General features: G+C 73.0%; 18 protein-coding genes. 12 read left to right on the top strand and 6 right to left on the bottom strand.

Annotated elements, in window-relative coordinates:
* Positions 1-88: 88 nt before the first annotated feature.
* A complete protein-coding gene (locus tag FHX81_RS21745) occupies positions 89-1,654 on the top strand; it encodes a glycosyltransferase family 87 protein (protein ID WP_246107916.1) in 1,566 nt (521 codons plus the stop codon).
* On the opposite strand, the gene FHX81_RS40675 is transcribed toward FHX81_RS21745, so the two are convergent.
* The 3 genes from FHX81_RS40675 to FHX81_RS21730 are packed head-to-tail and all read right to left on the bottom strand — an operon-like array spanning position 1,651 to position 5,411.
* Positions 1,651-3,219, bottom strand: coding sequence for a hypothetical protein (locus tag FHX81_RS40675; protein WP_170232125.1), 1,569 nt, complete (start codon positions 3,217-3,219; stop codon positions 1,651-1,653). The genes FHX81_RS21745 and FHX81_RS40675 overlap by 4 nt on opposite strands.
* A 12-nt stretch (positions 3,220-3,231) precedes the next feature.
* Positions 3,232-4,644 (bottom strand): glycosyltransferase family 87 protein, encoded by a 1,413-nt coding sequence (locus tag FHX81_RS21735; protein WP_211363840.1) that lies wholly within the window; start codon positions 4,642-4,644, stop codon positions 3,232-3,234.
* The gene (locus FHX81_RS21730) at positions 4,641-5,411 is read right to left on the bottom strand and encodes a deoxyribonuclease IV (protein ID WP_141979899.1); all 771 of its coding nucleotides are present in this window, start codon (positions 5,409-5,411) and stop codon (positions 4,641-4,643) included. The genes FHX81_RS21735 and FHX81_RS21730 overlap by 4 nt, the downstream gene beginning before the upstream one ends.
* Before the next feature lie 156 nt (positions 5,412-5,567).
* Here FHX81_RS21730 and FHX81_RS21725 point away from each other — a divergent pair, with 156 nt between their 5' ends.
* The 10 genes from FHX81_RS21725 to FHX81_RS21675 all read left to right on the top strand — a co-directional run bounded on the left by FHX81_RS21725 (position 5,568) and on the right by FHX81_RS21675 (position 14,460).
* Positions 5,568-6,578, top strand: a complete 1,011-nt coding sequence (locus FHX81_RS21725; RefSeq protein ID WP_141979898.1) for a hypothetical protein — start codon at positions 5,568-5,570, stop codon at positions 6,576-6,578.
* Between the two features lie 129 nt (positions 6,579-6,707).
* Complete coding sequence (gene rpsF, locus FHX81_RS21720; RefSeq protein WP_141979897.1) at positions 6,708-7,049, top strand: 30S ribosomal protein S6; 342 nt, start codon at positions 6,708-6,710, stop codon at positions 7,047-7,049.
* 13 nt (positions 7,050-7,062) lie between these two features.
* A complete protein-coding gene (locus FHX81_RS21715; protein WP_141979896.1) occupies positions 7,063-7,560 on the top strand; it encodes a single-stranded DNA-binding protein in 498 nt (165 codons plus the stop codon).
* A gap of 51 nt (positions 7,561-7,611) precedes the next feature.
* A complete protein-coding gene (gene rpsR / locus FHX81_RS21710; protein ID WP_015805710.1) occupies positions 7,612-7,851 on the top strand; it encodes a 30S ribosomal protein S18 in 240 nt (79 codons plus the stop codon).
* A 13-nt stretch (positions 7,852-7,864) separates the two neighbouring features.
* Entirely contained in the window at positions 7,865-8,323 is a 459-nt protein-coding gene (rplI, locus tag FHX81_RS21705) for a 50S ribosomal protein L9 (protein ID WP_170232445.1), read from the top strand.
* Between the two features lie 411 nt (positions 8,324-8,734).
* Positions 8,735-11,320: a replicative DNA helicase gene (dnaB, locus tag FHX81_RS21700; RefSeq protein WP_425473836.1), complete on the top strand. Its 2,586-nt coding sequence runs from the start codon at positions 8,735-8,737 to the stop codon at positions 11,318-11,320.
* Positions 11,321-11,390: 70 nt separating this feature from the next.
* Positions 11,391-11,801 carry a VOC family protein gene (locus FHX81_RS21695; RefSeq protein WP_141979894.1) on the top strand — a complete coding sequence of 137 codons (411 nt, stop codon included), beginning with the start codon at positions 11,391-11,393 and terminating at the stop codon, positions 11,799-11,801.
* Between the two features lie 342 nt (positions 11,802-12,143).
* Complete coding sequence (locus FHX81_RS21685; RefSeq protein ID WP_141979893.1) at positions 12,144-12,701, top strand: TetR/AcrR family transcriptional regulator; 558 nt, start codon at positions 12,144-12,146, stop codon at positions 12,699-12,701.
* Between the two features lie 25 nt (positions 12,702-12,726).
* A complete protein-coding gene (locus FHX81_RS21680) occupies positions 12,727-13,611 on the top strand; it encodes an exonuclease domain-containing protein (RefSeq protein WP_141979892.1) in 885 nt (294 codons plus the stop codon).
* Positions 13,612-13,677: 66 nt separating this feature from the next.
* A complete protein-coding gene (locus FHX81_RS21675) occupies positions 13,678-14,460 on the top strand; it encodes a GGDEF domain-containing protein (protein WP_141979891.1) in 783 nt (260 codons plus the stop codon).
* Positions 14,461-14,523: 63 nt separating this feature from the next.
* Here the strand turns inward: FHX81_RS21675 and FHX81_RS21670 are convergent, their stop codons facing one another.
* The 3 genes from FHX81_RS21670 to FHX81_RS21660 form a co-directional block, all read right to left on the bottom strand.
* The gene (locus tag FHX81_RS21670; protein WP_141979890.1) at positions 14,524-17,931 is read right to left on the bottom strand and encodes a hypothetical protein; all 3,408 of its coding nucleotides are present in this window, start codon (positions 17,929-17,931) and stop codon (positions 14,524-14,526) included.
* Positions 17,932-18,130: 199 nt separating this feature from the next.
* Positions 18,131-18,940 carry a hypothetical protein gene (locus FHX81_RS21665; protein WP_141979889.1) on the bottom strand — a complete coding sequence of 270 codons (810 nt, stop codon included), beginning with the start codon at positions 18,938-18,940 and terminating at the stop codon, positions 18,131-18,133.
* 168 nt (positions 18,941-19,108) lie between these two features.
* Positions 19,109-21,301, bottom strand: coding sequence for a translocation/assembly module TamB domain-containing protein (locus tag FHX81_RS21660; RefSeq protein ID WP_141979888.1), 2,193 nt, complete (start codon positions 21,299-21,301; stop codon positions 19,109-19,111).
* A gap of 131 nt (positions 21,302-21,432) precedes the next feature.
* On the opposite strand from FHX81_RS21660, the gene FHX81_RS21655 reads away from it, so the two are divergent.
* The gene (locus tag FHX81_RS21655) at positions 21,433-22,626 is read left to right on the top strand and encodes an AI-2E family transporter (protein ID WP_141979887.1); all 1,194 of its coding nucleotides are present in this window, start codon (positions 21,433-21,435) and stop codon (positions 22,624-22,626) included.
* The last annotated feature ends 2 nt before the right edge of the window (positions 22,627-22,628 follow it).

Here is a 22,628-nt window from a genome sequence, read left to right as displayed (position 1 = left end):
GGCGCGGCTCGTCGGGCGCGGCTCGTCGGGCGCGGCTTCGCGGCGACCTCACATCTTCCGTTGACCCGTGCCCGTAGCATCCGTCCCCGTGGCCAGCCCCTCGCAGCCCTCGCAGGCGAACGCCGACGACACCGACTCGCTCGGCCCCGAAGAGCGGATCAACCCCACGTGGACCGAGCCGATGGCGCGGGCGGCGAGCAGGCCGCTGGGCGGGCCGGTCGGCGTGCACGCGGCGGTGGGCCGCCAGTGGTTCTGGACGCCGCTGCGGGTCGTGCTGCTGTTCGCGGTGGTGACGCTGGCGCTGGCGTGGTTCCAGAAGTCGCCGTGCGTGCAGCAGTACGTGGACGACAACGGCGTGGTGCAGCTGGACTGGCGGGGCAGCAAGCAGTTCACCGCGATGTGCTACTCCGACACCGTGCCGCTCTACACGGCGGAGCGGTTGGACAAGCCGGACACGTTCCCCTACAAGACGTCGTGGGTGGACGACGAGGGCAAGCCCACCGCGCACGTCCGGTACATGGAGTACCCCGTGCTGACGGGCATGTTCCAGCTGCTCAACGCGCGCATGGCGCAGGGCTGGACGGCGATCGCCGCGTCCGGGTGGCTGCCGAACCCGATGACCGTGATCGTGTACTTCAACATCACCGCGCTGTGGCTGGCGCTGGCGTGGCTGGTGACCGCCTACGCGGTGGCGCAGCTCGCGAGGCGACGGCCGTACGACGCGGTGCTGGTGGCGGTGTCGCCGCTGGTGGTCGTGCACGCGTTCACCAACTTCGACACGCTCGCGACGGCGTTCGCGACCGCGGGCATGCTGGCGTGGGCGCGCAAGAAGCCCGTGCTGGCGGGCGTGCTGCTGGGGCTCGGCGGCGCGGCGAAGCTGTACCCCCTGTTCCTGCTCGGACCGTTGCTGCTGCTGTGCTGGCGGGCGGGCAAGCTGCGGGCCGGGTGGACCACGCTCGGGGCCACGCTGGCGACGTGGGCGGTGGTGAACGCGCCGATCGCGTGGCTCTACCCGAACGGTTGGCGGGAGTTCTTCCGGCTGAACACCGAGCGGGGCGTCGACCCGGACTCGATCTACAACGTGATCGCGCAGTGGACCGGGTGGCCGGGCTTCGACCCCGGTCTGGCGCACGGGCAGGCGCCCGAGGTGTTGAACACGGTCAGCGCGGTGCTGTTCCTGGTGTGCTGCGCGGCGGTCGGGTTCGTGGCGCTGTCCGCGCCGCGCCGGCCCCGGTTCGCGCAGCTGGCGTTCCTCGTGGTGGCCGCGTTCCTGCTGACGAACAAGGTGTGGAGCCCGCAGTACTCGCTGTGGCTCGTGCCGCTGGCGGTGCTGGCCCTGCCGCGGTGGAAGCTGCTGCTGGGGTGGATGGTGGTCGATGCGCTGGTGTGGGTGCCGCGGATGTTCTTCTACCTGGGCGTGGACAACAAGGGCCTGCCGATCGACTGGTTCCTGGGCGCGGTGGTGGCGCGGGACGTCGCGGTGCTGGTGCTGTGCGGGCTGATCCTCCGCGAGATCTACCGGCCCGGCCTGGACAAGGTGCGCCAGGCCGGTGACGACGACCCGTGCGGTGGCTTCATCGACGGCGCGCCGGACCGGTTCGTGCTGCGGTTCGGCCGGTCGCGCAGGCCCGCCGAGGTCGAGCAGCCCGCTTAGCGGGCGGTGAGCCGGGCGAGGCGCTGCTCGACCGGCACCCGGCGGGCGGCGTCCAGCCCGTCGAGCACGCGGGCCAGCGGCGGACTGCCCGGCACGTCCAGCTCGTCCGCGGCCACCACGTGCGGGAACGCGGCGAGCGCCGGGTGCTCCCGGGTCAGCGGCTCACCGCCGGTCCGGGGCAGCACCGCGCCGGGCACGGGGTCCGACAGCGAGGCGTCGAGCACCACCAGCGTGTCGTCGGTGCGGCCCTCGGCGGTCAGGGCGTCGAGCTCGCGCGCGAGCCCGGGGCTCAGCTCGGCGGCCCAGACGATCACCTGGTCGGCGACCGCGATCAGCGTGGACACGGTGTCGAACCACGTCTCGTCCGGCAGGTACAGCCGCACGGGGGCGGTGAACTGGCCGAAGTCCGGACCCAGCTCCAACTCGCCCGCGGTCGTCGAGGCGACCACGACCAGCGGCACGGCGGCGGCCAGCTCGCCCAGCACCCGCCCGCCGCGGCTGAGGTTGATCACCTGGACGTGGTCGGCCGGGTCCTCCGGGTCCTGCCACCACCCGTCCCGGGCGATCCCCGACCGCTCGGTGAGGTCGAAGTTGCGCAGCAGCAGGACGAACGGCTCCCCGGCGCACAGCCACGCCCGGACCTGGCCCGCGGACTTGCGGTGCCGGTCCCGGGCGCGGCGGACGAGCTCGCGCAGGTGGTTGCGGGGCGCACCGCCGAGCAGCCACCGCGCGAAGCCGAGCCCGGTGAACCGCCTGCGCCGGTCCCAGTGCCGCTGGCGTTCGAGGTAGTCGAGCTTCAACTCGGCCTCGCCCACGGAGAACCGGTCCAGCACGGTGGGAGCGAGCCGCGCGCGGACCACCCACACGTCGACGTCCGGCGACACGCCCGGCCGGTCCGCGCCGAACTCGGCGGTGATCACGGCGAACAGGCGGCGCGCGTGGTCCTCGCGGTCGGCCTGGAGCCACAGCAGTGCCTCGTTGCCCACCGCGTGCGCCCGCCAGTCGCGCAGCTCCGGGTCGGCGCTGCCGCGGCACCGCTCGGCCAGCTCGCGCCACAGCGCGGCCAGTTCACGGGTCTTGGCGCGGTCGAACGTCACGCCCCCGCCGGTCAGGTGCGCCACGCTGGACAACGCCCGGCACACCGCCCGTTCGACCCGCACGTCCTCCGGCGCGCGGGCGGCGTCCACCACCTCGCGCAGCACGCCGATCGCGGCGACCTCCGCCTCCTGGTCGACCGCACGCCCGACGCACGTGTCCGTCAGCGCCATGATCGCCCGGACGCGCGTGTCCGCCCGGACGCCGGCACCCGTGAAGTGCCGCCCCAACCAGCGCAGCACCAGGAACGCGTCACCGGCGCGACCGCGGTCGAACAGCTCGGTCGCCACCTCGAACGACAGGAACGCGTGCGTGTCGGTGTCGTCCCCCAGGCCCGCCAGCACCGGCACCTCCTCGAAGAACCACGTGCGGAACCGCTCGTCACCGGCCCGCGGAGCGGCCTCCCGCACCTCGTCCCACCGGTCGAGCGCCGCGGCCACGATCCCGGCGGTGGACATGTCGTCGGTCACCGGCGTCACCCCCTAGGTGGGGCCATCCTCCCGAACCCGCGCCACCGCGGTCGAGGACTCGCGCCCACCGAACGAGACCTCCGACTTCAGGAACACCAGGAACAACGCCGCCAACAGCGCCGCCCGGCCCCACACCCCGATCACCACCGCCTGCGCCGAGAAACCGTCGTAGATCCCGGACGGCTCGCCGAACTCGATGGCGTAGTACCAGCGGAAGATGCCGACACCCATGGCGAGGTCGGCGGCGAAGTACGCCGCCACCCAGCCCCAGTCCACCCGCAGCAGCACGAACATCGGCACCAGCCACAGCGTGTACTGCGGCGAGTGCACCTTGTGCAGCAGCAGGAACCCGCAGAGCATCGCGGCCGACACCGGCACCCACGGGTAGGTGCCCTCCCGCAGGTACCGCCGCCACCCGAGCCAGGCCGCCAGCCCGAACGACGCCAGGATGCCCATCGGCGACAGCACGCCCACCACGGCCTGCATGGTCTCGTCGGCCATGAACGGCCGCATCGACCAGAACCAGATCGAGTTCGTGGTGATGTCGACCCGGCGCAGCCCCTGGAACGTGAACGACGCCGCCCAGCCCTCCGGCCCGGCCACCGCGAACGGCAGGTTGACCACCACCACGGTGACCACGGACGCCACCGCGACCTTCACCGCGCCCGCGACGTCGTACCGGTCGGCGCGCGGCCGCCACCGCCCACCCGGACCGCCGGTCAGCACGTACAGGCACAGCGGCAGCACGAAGATCATCGGGTAGAGCTTGAACGCGCACCCGATGCCCAGCAGCACGGACGCGACCACGCCGCGCTCGACCAACGACCGCTCGCGCCCGCCCCGACCGCGGTGCACCACGTACACCGCGGCGACCGCGCAGAACACGACCGGCAGGTCCCAGTTGTGGAACGCGTACAGCACCACCGGCGGTCCCAGCGCCCAGATCAGCGCCCGCCACCGGCTCAACCTGCCCAGCAGCCACCCGGCGGCCAGCCCGAACGGCGCCATCAGCAGCGCCGAGTACAGCAGGAACGCCGCGTCGGTCCGCGCCGGGATCGCGCCCGCCCAGATCAGCAGCCCGGTCAGCACCGGGTACTCGACCACGCCGCCGACCAGCACCCCGTTCTCGGTGATGCCGCCGTCGACGTACGGGAACACGTGCCGGTCGACGTCGCGGCCGATCCACAGGTGCTGGATGTCGGAGTAGCAGACGTCGGCCTTGTTGCGCTTCTCGTAGTCCGGCGCGCTGCGGCCCCACTGGTCGAACTCCGGGCCGGTGCAGCGGTCCTTGTTGAGGAAGCCGAGGAGCATCGTCAACCCGCTCAGCAGCACGATCGCGGCGAGCGCGCCCGCGCCGAACCGGCGCGACCGCGACCGGGCGCCCGCGCGCTGCCGCACGGCCACCACCTCCCGCGTCACCCTCAGCGGCCCAGGTGCTCGCGGAGGAAGGCGATGTCCTCGGCTTGCCCCTCGTCCGGCGTCTCGACCAGCACCGGCGAGCCCGCCGCGGCGGCCACCGCGACCAGCTGCTCGGGGTCGATGGTGCCGGACGCGATGTTGGCGTGCCGGTCGCGCGAGGAGCCGAACCCGTCGCGGGAGCTGTTGAGGTGGACCAGGTCGATGCGCCCGGTGATGGCCTTGACCCGGTCGACGATGCCGACCAGGTCCTCGCCGGAGGCGAACGCGTGGCAGGTGTCCAGGCAGAACCCGGCGTCGAACTCGCCGACCGCGTCCCACAGCCTGCCGAGCATGTCGAACGTGCGCGCCATGGCGTTCTCGCCACCCGCGGTGTTCTCGATCAGGATCGGGACGGCGAAACCACCGCTCTCGGCCTGCCGCTCGAACATCTTGCGCCAGTTCGCGATGCCCTCGTTCGGGTCCTCGCCCTTGGTGACGTGCCCGCCGTGCACGATCAGGCCCTTGGCGCCCACCTTGGCCGCCGCCTCGGCGTGCTGCAGCACGATCTTGCGCGACGGGATGCGGATGCGGTTGTTGAGCGACGCGACGTTGGCCAGGTACGGCGCGTGAACGAAGACGTCCAGGTCGGAGGCCAGCAACCCGTCGGTCTGGGGGTGCGGCTTCGGCGCCTTCCAGCCCTGCGGGTCGGCCAGGAAGAACTGCACGACGTCGGCGTCGCGCTCGGCGGCGGCGCCGAGCGGGTCGTCGTCGCGGACGTGGGCCCCGATGCGCATGGGTGTGGAGGGTAGTCGGGCGCTGCAACGCCCCGCCGACCGCCGCCGATAGGAAATTTGTCATCGCGGGGGATGGTCCGCGTCACTATCAGCACCTACGCTCGTTACTTGTAAGTAGGAAACGGGAAGCGCGTGCGGTACGCCAGGAGGCCAGACATGCGGATCCGGCTCACTCGACTGGTGGGCGCGGCGGCCGTCGTGCTCGCGGTCGGCACGGCCGGTGCCGCGGCGGGCTCCGGTTCGGCCGTCGCCGCCGAACCCGTCGTCGTGGGGAGCTGCGCGACCACCGTGCAGGGCGCGCCGGGCACACCGGTGGCGCTGAGCCCGGCCGCGGTGCTCGACCCGGTCGTCCAGCTCATCCGGGCGGTCCCGCTGCTCGGGCCGCCGCTGGCGGAGCCGTTCCGCCAGGCGTTCACGGCCCTGCCGCCCATCCCGATCGGCGCGATCGGAACCGGCACCGGCGTCATCACCGGCGGCGACATCGCGAACAAGGTCAACGCCGAGCTGGTCAAGCTGCCCCTGCTCGGGCCGATCATCGTCACCCTGTCCAACGGCGTGCGCACGGAGCTGACGAAGCTGTGCGGCGTCACCGTGCAGGCGGTCAACACCGCCGCCGCGCCCGTCCAGGACGGGTCGCGGGCGCTCGCGGACGCCTCCGGGCAGGCCACCGGCCAACTCCCGGGGCTGCCCACCCTGCCCGGGACCAGGCCGTCGCCGAACCAGCCTCCGCAGACCGGCCAACCCGGCGGCACCCCCGGCACGTCGCAGCCCGGGACCAGCCCGACCGGCTCGAACCCGGCCACCAGCCCGGTCGGCGGCGTCGACGCGCCCGACGTGCCGCTGTACGGCGCGAACCCGTGGGGCGGCAACTTCGGCCGCGTGCCGCTGTTCAGCTACGGCTCGCTGCCGTTCGCCGTGGCCGGGGAGTTCGCGCCGTCACCCGGCGTGCGCTACGGCGGCGGCGTCAGCGGCTACCGGCCCGGCTACGGCGTGCCCGGCGCGGACGACTCCGACAGCGTGCAGACCGCGGGCCGCGCGCAGGCCCTGCCCGGCTCCGGTCGGATGGGCGGCGGCGTGGCGGCTCCCGTGCTGCTGGCCGTGCTGCTGCTGTCGTGCGTGACCGGCGCGCTGGTGCGCACCTGGGTGCTGCGCCGGGCCGTCGCCTGACACCCGGCGCCGGAGACCTGGTCAAAGGCACCGTTCACCACCTGTTACCCTTCTCGGGTTGCTGACGCGACGACCCTCCTGCCACGGAACGTCCGTGGCCGCCGAGTCCACAGGAGGTGAGTGGTCTTCATGCGTCATTACGAAGTGATGATCATCCTCGACCCCAGTCTCGACGAGCGCACGATCGCGCCGTCCCTTGACACGTTCCTCAACGTCATCCGCACCACGGGTGGCAACGTGGAGAAGGTCGAGGTGTGGGGCAAGCGCCGGCTGAGCTTCGAGATCAACAAGAACGCCGAGGGCATCTACGCCGTCCTCGACCTGATCTCGACCCCCGACGCGGTGAAGGAGCTGGACCGCCAGCTCGGCCTGCAGGAGACGGTGCTCCGGACGAAGGTCATCCGGCGCGAGCCCGCCAAGGCCGCGAAGACCGCGGCGCGGATCGCCGCCAAGGCCGCGGCCAAGGCCTAGGAGCGCCCTCGACATGGCAGGCGAGACGACGATCACGGTGGTCGGGAACCTGACCGCTGATCCCGAACTCCGCTTCACCCAGTCCGGCGCCGCGGTGGCGAGCTTCACCGTGGCCTCCACCCCCCGCACGTTCGACCGGGCGAGCGGCGAGTGGAAGGACGGCGAAGCGCTGTTCCTGCGGTGCAACGTGTGGCGGCAGGTCGCGGAGAACGTGGCCGAGTCCCTCACCCGCGGTTCGCGCGTGCTCGTGACCGGGCGGCTGCGCCAGCGTTCCTTCGAGACGAAGGAAGGCGAGAAGCGCACCGTCATCGAGCTTGAGGTCGACGAGATCGGCCCCTCGCTGCGCTACGCGACCGCGAAGGTCAACAAGGTGAGCCGCGGGGACGGCGGCGGCGGCTTCGGCGGCGGCGGTCAGTCCCGTGGCGGCGGCGGTGGCGCCCCGGCCGACGACCCGTGGGGCTCCGCGCCCCCGGCCGGCTCCGGTGGCTTCGCCGACGAGCCCCCCTTCTAGACCGGCACCGGTCCACTCCACACTTCACTGCGTAATACCAGGAGTCCACACATGGCCAAGCCGCCTGTGCGCAAGCCCAAGAAGAAGGTCTGCGCGTTCTGCAAGGACAAGAACGCCAACCTGATCGACTACAAGGACACCACCCTGCTCCGGAAGTACATCTCGGACCGGGGCAAGATCCGCGCCCGCCGGGTCACCGGCAACTGCTCCCAGCACCAGCGCGACGTCGCGGTCGCCGTCAAGAACGCCCGCGAGATGGCGCTGCTGCCCTACACCTCGACCGCTCGCTGAGAAGGGGGACGGCATCGTGAAGCTCATCCTCACCGCTGACGTGACCGGCCTCGGCGGCCCCGGCGACATCGTCGAGGTCAAGGACGGCTATGGCCGCAACTACCTGCTGCCCCGCGGCCTGGCGATCCTCGCCACCAAGGGCGCGGCCAAGCAGGTCGAGGTCATCCGCCGGGCGCAGGAGACCCGCCGGGTCCGCGACCTGGACCACGCCAAGGAGATCAAGGCCTCGCTCGAGGGCCTGGGCTCCGTGACGCTGAAGGCCAAGGCCGCGGCGGGCTCGAAGAAGCTGTTCGGCTCCGTCACCTCGTCCGACGTCGTGTCGGCCGTGCGTGCGGCCGGCGGCCCCACGCTGGACAAGCGGGCCGTCGAGATCGCGGGTCACATCAAGACCCTCGGCAAGCACTCGGTGAACGTCCGGCTCCACCCGGAGGTCACCGTGGCGCTCTCGGTCGAGGTCGCGAACGCGCTCTGACGCTGTCCGGAAGCGCCGTTCGACCAGGTGTTCTGGTCGGGCGGCGCTTTCGCGCGTCCGGCTGTGGACAACTCCTGTGACACGTCGTGCGCGACACGCCGTGGACCCGGTTACACACGACACGCCGAAGGTGTGACGAACGACTTTTCCACAAACTTATCCACAGGCCTTGACCTGCGCTGACTTTCGTCTGGGCCCGAGTTGTACCCAGGTTGTCCACAGCTTTCCCCAGCCCTGTGGTCAGCTCGACCCGCCCATCCCCAAGCTGTCCACCGCGTTGTCCACAGGTGGGTTTGCCTACGCCATCCAGGTGGCTCTAGCGTCGCTGGACCACGGGGCGTGGCGTGGCGGACATTGTCGGACCCACGAGGTACAACAAACCGCACGGCAGCAGATTGGGGTGAGCTCACGGTGGCGCTGGTGGACGACCGGGGCATGGCCGAGCCCGGCTTCGAACGGCAGCCGCCGCAGGACCTCGCCGCCGAGCAGTCGGTGCTGGGCGGGATGCTGCTGAGCAAGGACGCGATCGCCGACGTGGTCGAGGTCCTGGCGCCCAACGACTTCTACCGACCCGCGCACCAGGCCGTGTACGACTGCATCCTCGACCTGTACGGGCGGGGCGAGCCGGCCGACCCGATCACGGTGTCCGCCGAGCTCGAACGCCGGGGCGAGCTGCTGCGCGTGGGTGGCGCGCCGTACCTGCACACCCTGATCGCGACCGTGCCGACGGCCGCCAACGCCTCGTACTACGCCGAGATCGTGGCGGAGAAGGCGGTGCTGCGGCGGCTGGTCGAGGCGGGCACGCGGATCGTCCAGCTCGGCTACAACGGGGCCGAGGGCGCCGACGTGGACGAGGTCGTCGACCGCGCGCAGGCCGCGATCTACGAGGTCACCGAGCGCCGCACCACCGAGGACTACGTGGTGCTGGAGGAGCTGCTCCAGCCGACGATGGACGAGATCGACGCCATCGCCTCGCGCGGCGGCTCGTCACTGGGCATCCCCACCGGCTTCGCCGACCTGGACGAGCTGACCAACGGCCTGCACCCCGGCCAGATGATCATCGTCGCGGCCCGCCCCGGCGTGGGCAAGGCGCTCGCGCTGGACACCCCGCTCGCCACGCCCACCGGGTGGACGACCATGGGCGAGGTCACCGTGGGCGACCGGCTCATCGGCGCGGACGGCCGGCCCACCAGGGTGGTGGCGGCGACCGACGTGATGCTCGGCCGACCGTGCTACGAGGTGGAGTTCTCGGATGGCTCCGTGCTCGTGGCCGACGCCGAGCACCAGTGGCTCACCGAGACGCGGGCAGCACGCCGCTCGGCGTCGGAGGTCGGGTCCGAGCGCGCCCGTGGCGGCATCCGCACCACCCGGGAGATCGCCGCCACCCTGCGCTGCGAGACGGCGGAGCGACGGCTGAACCACTCGGTGCCGAACGCCCGAGCACTGGACCTGCCCGAAGCACCGCTGCCGGTCGGTCCGTACACGCTCGGCGCGTGGCTGGGCGACGGGCACTCCGCCTCCGCCAGGATCACGACGGCGGACCCCGAGATCGCCTGGAACATCGAAGCCGAGGGCTACGACGTCGTGCCCGAGAGCGGCTTGGTGCACAGCATCCGGCTACCCGCGGCGGATGCGCCCGAGACCCGCGCGTGCGTCGTCTGCGGCACCCTCTTCACTCCGGCGACCGCGCAGGTCGAGACGTGTGGCCGCAGCTGCGGTGGCACGTCGCGCTTCACGTCGGCCCCCGTGCCGGCGTCGACCTGCCCGGACTGCGGTGCTCGTTCCTCCGGCCTGCGACGCTGCCAGGCCTGCCACCACGACCACGGCACCGTTCAGGCACTCCTGCGCAGCCTCGGCGTGCTGGGTGACAAGCACATCCCCGCGTCCTACCTCCGGGCATCCGTCACGCAGCGGCGTGCGCTGCTCGCGGGGTTGCTCGACACCGACGGCACGGTGACGGCAGGCGGGTCGGTGCAGTTCTGCGTGACGAACCGCCGCCTGGCCGAGGACGTCCGTGAACTCGTGGTCAGCCTCGGCTACCGGTGTTCGACCGGCAGCAAGTCGGTGCGCGGGCGCAACGAGCAGACGTCCACCGCCTACACCCTGACCTTCGGCACGGACGACGACGTGTTCGGCATCGAGAGCAAGCGGCTGGTGTTGAAGGAACGGCGCCGCAGCCGGAGCTCCGTCCGCACGGGGTCGCGGTTCATCGTCGACGTGCGCCCGGTCCCGAGTGTTCCGGTGCGGTGCGTCGAGGTGGACAACGAGGACCACCTCTACCTCGCGGGACGCTCCATGATCCCGACCCACAACTCGACGCTGGGACTGGATTTCGCCCGGTCCTGCTCGGTGAAGCACGGGTTGACCAGCGCGATCTTCTCGCTGGAGATGTCGCGCACGGAGATCGTCATGCGCATGCTGTCAGCCGAGGCGCGCATCCGGCTCGGCGACATGCGCGGTGGGCGGATGAGCGACGACGACTGGACCCGGTTGGCGCGGCGGATGAGCGAGATCTCCGAGGCGCCGCTGTTCGTGGACGACTCGCCGAACCTGACCATGATGGAGATCCGGGCCAAGGCGCGGCGGTTGAAGCAGCGCCACGACCTGCGGTTGGTGGTGGTCGACTACCTCCAGCTGATGTCGTCGGGCAAGCGCAGCGAGTCCCGCCAGCAGGAGGTCTCGGAGTTCTCCCGGAACCTGAAGCTGATCGCCAAGGAGCTCGAGGTCCCGGTGATCGCGATCAGCCAGCTCAACCGAGGTCCGGAACAGCGCACCGACAAGCGCCCGCAGCTGTCCGACCTGCGCGAGTCCGGCTCGCTGGAGCAGGACGCGGACATGGTGATCCTGATCAACCGCCCGGACGCCTGGGAGCGCGACGACCCGCGCGCCGGCGAGGCGGACCTGATCATCGCCAAGCACCGCGCCGGCCCGACCGCCACCATCACCGTGGCCCACCAGCTCCACTACAGCCGCTTCGCCGACCTCGCCCAGGGCTGACACCGCCCGCCGCGCGGGGCGGTCAGGAATCGAGAAGCGCAGGTCAGCGTGCCGATCTAGGCTCACCGCCATGGACCTGACGATTCACACGACCGTCCTGCCGCACGACGACCCGGACGCCTCGGTGGCGTTCTACCGCGACGTCCTCGGCTTCGAGGTCCGCAGTGACGTCGGGCAGGGCTCGATGCGGTGGATCACGGTCGGTCCGGTCGGGCAGCCGGGCACGTCCATCCTGCTGGCGCCGCCCGCCGCCGATCCGAACATCACCGAGGACGAGCGGCGCACCATCACCGAGATGATGGCCAAGGGCACCTACGGCTGGATCCTGCTCGCGACGCCCGACCTCGACGGGGCGTTCGCGAAGGTGCTGGGAGGTGACGCCGAGGTGGTCCAGGAGCCGACCGTGCAGCCGTACGGGGTCCGCGACTGCGCGTTCCGCGACCCGGCGGGCAACCTGGTCCGCATCCAGGAACTCCGCTGACCCGAGGAGCCACCACCATGTGCCACCCCGCGTGGGCACGTGCCCGCACCGCGGCGAAGCGCCGGGAAGACCTGGCGCGGTTGTGCCGCGTGCGCGACCGGATCGACCGCGACCACGCGCTGCCGCTGGACGTCGAGGCGCTCGGCCGCATGGTGGAGCTGCCCGGCCGGGTGCTCAGCCTCGCGTTCCGCCGCGCTTATGGTCGATCGCCTTACTCCTACCTGCTGGCACGGCGCGCCGAGCGGGCGATGGCGCTGCTGCTCCGCGGTGACCGCGCCGGGCAACCGGTCACGTCGGTTGTGGGTCATTCCCGCACCGCAGAACTGCGCATACGATCGAAAGATGCCACCCGACGCGGCGCGGCGCAGCGACCGTTCGAGGCGGGCGATCCTCGTGGCCGCGTTGGAGTTGCTCGAGGCGCTCGGCCACTCCCGGTTGACCATCGAGGCGGTGGCGGCGCGGGCGGGGGTCGGCAAGCAGACGATCTACCGGTGGTGGCCGTCGAAGGGGCCGCTGCTGTTCGACGCGTTCCTGGAGTACGGGCCGGCCGGAGCTGACGCGCTGCCCAGCGGCGTGCCGGTGGTCGACCTGAAGCGGGAACTGCGCGCGGCGGCCGAGGAGTTGGCCGAACGGCGGTTCGACCAGGTGTGCCGGGTGCTGGTGCACGAGGAGCGCACGGACCTGGTGACATTGCTGCTGATGCCGCGCCGGATGGCGCTGGAGGAGCGATTACGCACCGCCCAGCGGCTGGGTGAGGTGCGGGCCGACGTCGACGTGTCGGCGGCGGCGGAGTTGTTGTTGGGGCCCGTCTACCAGCGGTGGTTCCTGCGGACGGCGCCGTTGACCGGGGAGTTCGCCGACGCCGTGGTCGATCTCGTGCTCCGCGCGCTGACCGGGTGACCATGATCGGTAAGGTCCGTCGATCATGGGGTACGCCGTGGTCGACGTGGAGACGACCGGGTTCGCCGCGCGCGGTTCGGACCGGGTGGTCGAGGTGGCCGTCGTCGGGTTGGACGACGCGGGTCGGGTGACCGACGAGTGGTGCACCCTGCTCAACCCCGGGCGCGACCTCGGACCGCAGCACGTGCACCGGATCCGCGCGGCCGACGTGTGGCACGCGCCGACGTTCGCGCGGGCCGCGGGCGCGGTGGCGGCACGCCTCGCCGGACGCGTGGTCGTCGCGCACAACCTGTCCTTCGACGCCCGGTTCCTGACCGCCGAGTTCGCCCGCGCCGGGGTGGACCTGCCGGTGACCGGCCTGTGCACGATGCGCCTGGCCGACCGGTACCTGCCGAACCGGGTCGGGCGGTCGTTGGCCGCGTGCTGCGAGGCAGCCGGGGTGGTGCTCGACTCGGCGCACTCCGCGTTGCACGACGCCCGCGCCACGGCCCGGTTGTTCGCCCACTACCTGGGGTTCGGCGTGCCCGACGCCCAGCCCGTGCCGCGGCTCGCGCTGGACGACGACGTGACCGAGGTGCGGCGCGGCGCGGCCACCTCGGCGCCGCGTCGGTCGGACCCGGTGGCGTTGACCCCCGGTGACCGGGTGGTGTTCACCGGTCGGACGCGCGCGCCGCGCGAGGAGTGGCTCGACCGGGCCGCGTCCGCCGGGCTGGTCAGCCAGGGTTACGTGACCAGGTCGACCCGCGTGCTCGTGGCCGCGGACCCGTTCACGCTGTCGAGCAAGGCGCGTCGGGCGCGGGCGTACGAGGTGCCCATCGTGTCCGAGGAGGACTTCGCCGCGATGCTGGCCCGGCTCGGCGTTACACCGCCCGCCAAAGATCACCGGACCGGGTGGCGTCGGGGCTATTGAAAAGCCCGCTACCCGCAGGGAGGCTCTTCACGGACAGGCCATGCCTCAGCGGAGGGCACGAGTCCTATGAGTACCGTGCAGACAACGGCTTCCCGTGCGGTGTGGGACGAGTTCGTCTCGGAACTGCCGGTCGGGGTGCTGCTCCAGGACGAGCACGGCGTGGTGCTCGCCGCGAACGCGATGGCGTCCTCGCTGCTCGGTGACGCCCGCGCCCGCGACGACTCCGGGGCGCCGCTGCCCAGTCGCGCCGAGCTCGCCGCCCAGGTGCTGCGCACCGGGTCACCGCTGACGATCCCGGTGGTGCTGCCGCACGCCCAGGTGTGGGCCGAGTACTACCCGATCGTCGTGCGCGGACAGGTGCTGGTGCTGCTGCGGCCGGTGCAGGCCGACGTGCCGCACAGCGCCGGGCTGCTCGACGCGCTGACCGGGTTGCCGGGGCGGGCGCTGCTGCTCGACCGGCTGGACCAGGCGTTGATCCGGGCCCGCACCCGGGGCACGTTGGCGACCCTGGTCCTGGCCGACGTGCACCGCATGGCGGCGGTGAACGCGGCGCACGGCTTCAAGCGCGGCGACGAGCTGCTGACCGTGCTGGCGAAGCGGCTGCGGCAGGGTCTACGAGCCGACTACACGGTGGCGCGCTACGGCGGCGACTCGTTCGCCGTGGTCGCGGAGCACCCGAACGGCAGCGGCGAGGAGGTGGCGGCCCGGGTGCGCGAGCTGGCGGGACGCGCGGTGCGGCTCGGCGGTGAACGGGTGCGGACCGGGGTGCGGGTGTGCTGGGTGACCAGCGACGGCGAGGCGGCCGTGCACTCGGTGATCGCGCACGTCGAGGAACGCCTGCGCCGCTGACCCCCGGACGCGGACCGGGCCCCTGGCACGTGAGGTGCCAGGGGCCCGGTCGTCGGGGGTGCGTCAGATGCGCGGGATCACCGTGGTGTCCTCGATCGAGTTGAACACCGTGCGCGCGTCCATCGCGGCCAGGGCGGGAGCCTGGGTCTCGGTGAACCGCGTCGGGCCGACGCCACCCTGCAGCGGGCTGACGTTCATGCCGGTGAGCGCCATCGGGGGCACGACCGGGGACTGGGTGCGCGGCTGCGCGACCCCCGGCACCGGCAGCACGAACGGCAGGCCGGCCGGCGCCGCGACGGGCAGCGACGACACGGTGCGACCGCCCTCGGCCAGGCCGTCGACCGGCAGGCCGTCCACGGCCGGGAGGGGCTGGGTCGGGGCGAGGTCGCCGAGCACCGGCAGGGTGCCGCCGAACGAGCGCTCCTCGTCGTCCGACCGCACGGCGCGGACCAGCGTCGACGCGACGGGCACCGTGCGCAGCGCGGCACGCGCGGCCTCACCGATGGCCGGCAGGCCCTGCCGGACCTGCTCCAGGTTCGCCAGCCGCGGCAACTGCTGGGTCGGCAGCTCCGCCTGGGACAGCGCGCCCAGCGGCCCTTCCGACGGCAGCTTCGCCTGGGACAGCGCGCCGACCGGCGCGGCCGGCGACGGCAGCTCGGCCTGCGACAGCGCGCCGACCGGGCCCTCGGCGGTGGGCAGCTTCGCCTGCGACACCGCGCCGACCGGGTTGCCGGCCTTCGGCTTCGCCGCGTTGATCGCGTCCACGTCCGGCCTCGGCACCGTCCGGCCCAGCAGGGCGCTGCCCGGGAGCTGCGCCTGGCGCAGGCCCTGGATCGGCAGGCCGCGCAGCTCGTCGAGACCCGGCGTGCCCAGCGGCACGGTGTACTGCGACAACCGGCTCACCAGACCCAGGTTCGGCAGCTCGGTGACGCGCAGCAGGCTGTCGACACCGGCCGGGAGCTGGATGCCCCGGCTCGCGTCGGTGACCCGCGTGTCGTCGCCCTTGTCGTCACCGGTGCGCACGTCGTTGCGGTCCTGCGCGTTCGCGGTGGCCGTGCCGAGCACGTCCACCGGGATGCCGAACACGCGGGCGAACGCCTCGGTCGGCACCTCGAGGTCGTGCGTGCTGACCGGGCCGCGGCCCGTGGTGGCCGTCTTGCCACCGGACTGGCTGGTCGACCGGCTCGCCGTCGCGGCGTCCGCGAGACCCGCGACGGTCACCGCGTCACCGTGCACCGACGGCGTGACGCCGGCGGGGGCGGTGAGCAGGTTGCCCGACCACGCGCTGTCCTCGGCGGAGGTCAGGTGCTCGCCGCCGGCGATCAGGCCGGTCCGGTTGTCCGTGACCGAGGAGCCGTTGCCCGCGGCGGTGACGGCGTCGCCGAACACCTGCAGCGGGACCGACGGCTGCGCGCCGATGCCGTTGCCGGAGAACGACCCGTCGTCGCCGGAGGTCTGCACGTCGCCGCCGGAGTAGGAGCCGAACTGGTTGCGGCTCTCCGACTCCACGTTGCTGCCGGCGCCGACCGCGCTGCCGAACACCTGCGGCGAGGACGCCTCGGGCAGCGACAGCACGTTGCCCGACAGCGAGCCCTCGTCGCCGGTGGTGATGGCGGTGCCGCCGGAGCGGGAGTCGAGCTTGCTGTCGGTGTCGGACGAGCCGTTGCCGACCGCGACGACCGAGTCGCCGAAGACCTGGGCCGGGTTGGAGGTGGGCACGTGCACGATGTTGCCGGAGACCGAACCGTGCTTGCCGTTGGCCTTCGGCGGGTTGCCGAGGTCGATCTCGGTGTCGCTGTCGGTGGTCGACGTCGGGTTGGCGACCGCGCCGCCCGAGTTGCCGAACACCTGGCCGCCCAGCGCGGTCGGGGCGGACACGACGTTGCTGGACACGGTGCCGTTGTCGTCGATGCTGTTCGCGTACCGACCGGAGCGCACGGTCTTGTTCTCGGTGGCCCGGCCGGTGGGCGTGCCCGCCGCGCCGACGCCGTTGCCGAACGCCTCGGCGGGCGCGCCGAGCGGCACCTGGCCGATGTTGCCCGACCCGACCGCGTCGTTGCCGGTCGTGCCGTTGTAGCCGCCGGAGTCCGCGGCGACGTCGTTGCGGCACTCCGCGTCGGCGATGCCGCCGCCCGCCAGGCCGTTGCCGCACAGGTCGACCGCCCCGGCGGGGGGCAGGTTCGCCGAGTTCGCCGCCAGCACCGACCGGTCGCCGGTGGTGAAGGTGTCGCCGCCGGCGACCGCGGTGGCCTCGTTCGAGTGCCGGGCCGAGGTGGTGCCCACGCCGGACAGCGCGTTGCCCGCGCCGGAGACCGGCAGGGCGACGGGCGCGTCGGCGAAGGTGCCGGACAGCACCGCGTCCTGGCCCGAGGTGTAGCTGTTGCCGCCCGCTTCGGCGTCGTGCGCCATGGCGTTGGCGACCTGCGCGTTGCCGCTGCCCGCGAGGGCGTTGTCGCCCGCGGCGACGGGGCCCGCGAACGCCGGCTGGACCACGTTGCCCGCGAGGGTGCCGTCGTCGCCGCTGGTCTCCGACCACATCGTGGTGCCGAGCCGGTCGCGGTGGGTGGTGCCGGCGTCGGACGAGGCGCGGTTCTCGGTGGAGGTGTCCGCGTTGCCCACGGCGCCGACGCCGTTGCCGGTGACCGCGAGGACCGGTGCGGCCGGCACGCCGAGGACGTTGCCGCCGCCGGTGCCGCGCCGGCCGGTGGTGCTCAGCGACCCGGCGGCCTGGGCGTCGTTGGCCGTCGCGGCCCCGCTGCGGGAGTTGCCGCCGGCGGCGACCGCGTTGTTGGTCACCTGGGCGGGCAGCGCGCCTTGGACGGCGGCGATGTTGCCCGACAGCGAGCCGTCCTCGCCCGACGTCCGGATCTCGTCGCCCGCGACGGCGCGCTGGTAGGACGTGGCGCGGGACTCGGCGTTGGCCACGGCCGCGACGGCGTTGCCGTTGACCTGCGGCGAGACGGCGGCGGCGGCGTGGGCCACGTTGCCGGCCAGGGTGCCGCGCGAGCCGTCGGTCCTGATCCGGCCCGTGCTGGACGCGGACTGGGCGCAGACGCCCTCGGTGTAGGCGTCGCCGCCGGCCGCGACGGCGTTGCCGCAGGCGCTCACCGGCACGACCACGTCCGCGTCGGCGGTGTTGCCGCGGGCCAGGCCGACGGTGTCGACGCCGGTCAGCCGCTCCTGGGTGGCGCGGACCAGGGGGTTGTCCGGCAGCGTGAGGTCGCGCACCGGCCGGCTGGTCGCGCTCGGCGTGCCGATCTCCTGGTGCACGGCCGGCAGCTCGTGGCTGCCGACCGGGGTGCCCAGGGTGTTGTGGTCGACGTCGACCGGAACGCGCACCTTCGCGTCGAGCGGGTTCGGCTTCGCGTCGGGGTTGACGTTCTCCTGGGCTGAAGCGATGCCCGTACCGAGCATCAGCAAACCACCCGTGACAAGTGCGGTCTTCAGACCGCGCTTGGCCCAGGTTTGCATGGGTTCTCCTTCTTCCAATGTCCCTTGCGGGAGGTGAGGGGTGGTCGGACGCGGCTACCGCGTCGGAGACGACGACCACCCGGGTCATCTGGAGGGGTGGGAAGCGCGGCATCGACCGGGAGGGGAGCGCACGCGGAGCGGCGCGACGGTCGATCACCGGGTCAGCTCGACGATGAGCTGCCGCGGACCGCGCGCTGGGTCAGTCGGGCGTGATGCCGGGCTGCTTGCCCGGCATCACGACGTTCCGCTCGGTGGCGGGGAACAGAGCCCGGGCCACCGCGGCGTCGATGTGGTCGGCGGAGACGACCGAGAACGGGCCGTTGCCGCCACTCGAGGAACCGGAGCCGTCGCCACCGCAGGAGCAGTGGACCGGCGCGCCGAGGGGCGCGAACGGCATCGACGGCAGCCCGGACGGGTCGCCCGGCAGGGACGACCCGTTGTCGCCCGGCGGCGCGACGACCGGCCGCCGGGGCGCGTCCAGCCAGGTTCGGCTGAGCTTGGCGAACACCCCGTGCACCACCGGGGTGCCGGCGGAAACCGGCACGGCGGTGGCGGCCGGGGTGGTTTCGGTGGCGTCCCGCGTCACGACGCCACCGACGACCACGTCGGCGGGCGCCTGCACGGACGCGGGGTGCCGGAGCCAGTCGCGCACGCCTCCGACGGCACCGCGGATGTCCTCCGCGACCTGCCGCAGGCGGGGCGGGCTCGGCTCGGGCACGCGCGGGGTGCGCAGCGCCGTGTCGAGCTCCTGCACCGCTCGGCCGACCTCGCTCGCGCGGACCGGGGCCAGCGCGGTCTCGACCCGGCTCGGCGCCGCGTCGGGCGACAGCGCGTCGTGCGCGACCTCGGCGACCTGGTCGACCGGGACCTGCGCGGACGCCGGTGCCGTCGACAGCGCCCAGGCCGCGGCGGTGCCCGCCAGCGTGCCGCCGACGACCAGCAGGGCCCGGGAGAGCAGCCGCCGAACGCGGCTCGCCCCCGTTCCCGCTCGCTGGTCAACGCACGACATCGCTGGAACCTCCGCCGAAAGCACTGGGATTCGCCGGCGACGCGATCGAGGTGATCAAGCCGACGACGAGAGACTGCCAGTCGCGGGGCGCGCGGCGCACTCCATTCACACCTGGTTCGCCGGATCGTGTGACGAACACGCTGTGTTCTCGAGCGTTACTGGCAGTGATCAGACGCGCTTGAGGACCCTGGCCGCGCCGGCGGCGGCCGTGGACGCCAGGATCCAGCCGACCGCGATGAGCGTGCTGGAGATCCACTGCGAAGCACCGCTGAACTTCCACTTGCCGTCCTGGCCGAGGTCCACGATCGGGATCAGCAGGTCCATCGACAGCAGCCACGCGTTCCACGACGGCGACTCGTCGTCGTTCAGCTTCGGCATCTCGTGGCCCAGGAACCACAGCGCGCCGAGCAGCCAGAACGCGGTCAGCCAGGCGATCGCGAGCCACGGCCGGTAGCCGTAGCCGACCGTCCAGCGCTGGAGGAACCCCCAGACCCGGCCCGCGACGCCCAGCTCGGAGTAGCGCCGGTGCTGCTTCTCCACCTGCACGAGCTGCGCCAGCTCTTCCTCGCCCCCGTCCCGGTACACGGCGGCCAGCTGCTCGTACGGGCCGGGCGCGAAGTCCGGCTGCACCTCGCGCAGCCAGCGCAACCGGGTGCGCACGTCCACGTGCGGCGTGGCGGAGATCGAGCGGAACGTGAAGTCCTCGACGTCGACGCCGCCGGTGGCGGCCCACAGGCCCGGCCCGTCCACCACCGTCGTCGCGGCGACCCGGGTCAGCACGACCCGGCCCACCGGGGTCCGGTCCTCCGACAGCCGCAGCACGAGCTGGCTCACCGTGAGGCCGTAGGCGTTCAGCGCGATGTCGCTGCCCGGACCGCCCAGCCGGGCGCCCGCGAACGTGGCCATCTTGCCCACCTCGGCCAGCCTCAGCCGCACGCCGCCCGCGGCGGTGAAGCCGTGGCTGCACAGCAGGTCCTTGCCGATCCCGGCCACGCGGGCGTCCAGCGACGGCTTCACCGTGCCGTCCGGGCGGCGGCGCGGCGAGAGCAGGGACGCGCCGGAGCAGTCGAGGGTGGAGCCGATCTCGGCGTTCTGCAGGCGCAGCGAGCCCTCGGCGCGCAGGTCGCGGAGGAACAGCGTGCCGCCGACGCGGAGCCGGTCGGCGAACAGGACGTCGATGCCGGGTCCGTGCAGTCGCACGCCGGAGAGCGAGGCGCTGCCCCGCACGTGCGCGTCCACCAGGCGCACCTGGCCGTAGGCGCGCAGCGCCGCGTCACGCTCGCCGTGGCCGTGGAACCCGCCGTTGACCGCGCCGCGCGCTTCGAGGTCGCCGCGCACCTGGATGCCGTCCGCGTGCAGGGCCACCGGGATGCGCTGGACGTCCTCGCCGGTGTGGCCGGCCAGCTCGTCCACCACGTCCCGCCGGCCGATCACCGCCCCGGACAGCCGCAGGTAGCCGCCGATCTCGGCGTTGGGCAGGCGGACCGTGCCGGAGGAGGTGAAGCCGTCGTCCAGCTCGACGTTGCCCTCCACCCGCATCCGGTCGGCGACCAGCGCGGCGGCCTCGTCGGCGGTGCCGCGCGGGATCACCAGGACCGGGCGGTCGACCACGCTGGCGTGCAGCCGGGCGCCGGAGAAGACGACGCTGCCGCCGACCCGCGCGCCGTCGAGCAGGATGCGGCCCTCGGCGGTGAACCGGCCGCCCTCGGCGTCGCAGAACAGGGTGCCCGCGATGGTGACGCCGGTGGCGTCGAGTGCGTTCTGGCCCGCGTTGAGCAGGCGCGCGCCGCCGAGGTGCACGTTCCCGCCGACGTTCGCGCCGCGCAGCCGCACCTCGCCGCCCGCGCGCAGCGCGATGGCCTGCAACGAGCCGGACAGCCGGATGCGGGCGGCGAGCAGGGCGTGGTCGCCGCCCTTGTTGCGCAGCACGGCGCCCGCCAGCCGGCACGTGCCGTCGACCGAGGCGTCGGTCAGGTCGACCACGCCGTCGCTGGTGAACCCGGCCTCCAGCACCAGGTCGCTGCCCACGCGCAGGTTGCGGCCCCACAGGCCGGGCACCTTGCAGCCGCGCAGCCGAAGGCCGACCAGCCGGGCCATGCGCAGGTCCGGTGGCCGTTCGAAGGTGCAGTCCTGGAGGTCGACCACGTGGTCGACCTGCGCGCCTTCGAGCGCGAAGGAGCCGACGACGTTCGCGCCGACCAGTCGCAGCGCGGCGGTCCGCGGCCCGCCGAGGAGCAGGTCGGACAGCAGCTCGCCGCGGACCGTGCGCTCCCGCTGGGGCGTCCTGGGGTCGAAGCGCAGCGTGCGCCCGGCGGCGAACGCGGCCCGGACGGCGTCCTCGACGGTGCTCTCGGCGGTCACGCCCGCGATCCGATCACCCGGCGCGCCGGTCGCGCCGGCGTTTGACCGAATCCGAAACGTGGGGTCCGCCATGCCGCCGGCCGTGCCCGACCGACCCGCCCGCGGGTCCGCGGCCGACTAGCGTGGTGCGCGTGACGGGGACGGAACGGAAGATCACCGACAACGTGCCGGCGCTGCTGCGCGTGTCCGCTGCGCTGAGCTGGCGGTTCGTCGCCGTGGTGGCGGCCCTCTACGTGGTGTTCCACGTGGTCGGGTTCCTGGCCACCATCGTCATCCCCGTGGGGGTGGCGCTGCTGCTGGCCGCGTTGCTGTCGCCCGCGGTGTCGCAGCTGGCCAGGGCGGGCATCCCGCGCGGGCTGTCCACGGGCGTGGTGCTGGTCGGCGGCATCGCGCTGGTCGGCGGCGTGCTCACGTTCGTGATCAACGAGTTCTCCAAGGGCTTGCCGCAGCTGCAGGTGCAGGTCGGCAAGAGCCTGGAGCAGATCCGCGACTGGCTGCGCGACGGCCCGCTGCACCTGAGCGACGTCCAGCTCCAGGAGTACCTGGACGAGATGGTGAGGACCATCCAGGACAACCAGGCCGACATCACCTCGGGCGCGCTGACCACGGCGGCGACGCTGGGCGAGATCCTGACCGGTCTCATCCTGGCGCTGTTCACGCTCATCTTCTTCCTGCACGACGGCGACGGGATCTGGCGGTTCCTGGTCCGGATCGTGCCGCGCGACGTGCGCGACCGGGCCGACGTGGCGGGGCGGCGGGGTTTCGCCTCGCTGGTGTCGTACGTGCGGGCGACCGCCCTGGTGGCCGTGGTGGACGCGGTCGGCGTCGGCATCGGCCTGTGGATCGTGGACGTGCCGCTGGTGGTGCCGCTGTCGGCGCTGGTGTTCCTCGGTGCCTTCATCCCGATCGTGGGCGCGGTGATCACCGGCGCGGTGGCGGTGCTGGTGGCGCTGGTGGCGGTGAGCCCGGTGGCGGCCCTGATCGTGCTCGCCATCCTGATCGGCGTGATGCAGCTGGAGAGCCACGTGCTCCAGCCCCTGCTGCTGGGTCGCGCGGTGAAGCTGCACCCGCTGGCCGTGGTGCTGGCGATCACCGCCGGGTTGGTGGTGAGCGGCATCGCGGGTGCGCTGCTGGCCGTGCCGCTGCTGGCGGTGCTGAACTCGGGGATCAGGTCGTTGCTGTCGGAGTCGGACCGCGACGTCGCGCCGCGCCAGGTCGACGTGCTGGAACCGCAGGAGAGCGGACCCGTCGACACCGGCGGGGATCGGATCGAGGACATCGACGACACCCAGGGGCCGACCGCGGACCACAGCGGGCGGCAGTAGCG

The sequence above is a fragment of the Saccharothrix saharensis genome (assembly GCF_006716745.1).
Taxonomy (GTDB): Bacteria; Actinomycetota; Actinomycetes; order Mycobacteriales; family Pseudonocardiaceae; genus Actinosynnema; species Actinosynnema saharense.
Note: the sequence above shows the minus strand (reverse complement) of the source record. Positions and strands in the feature narration are given on the sequence as shown.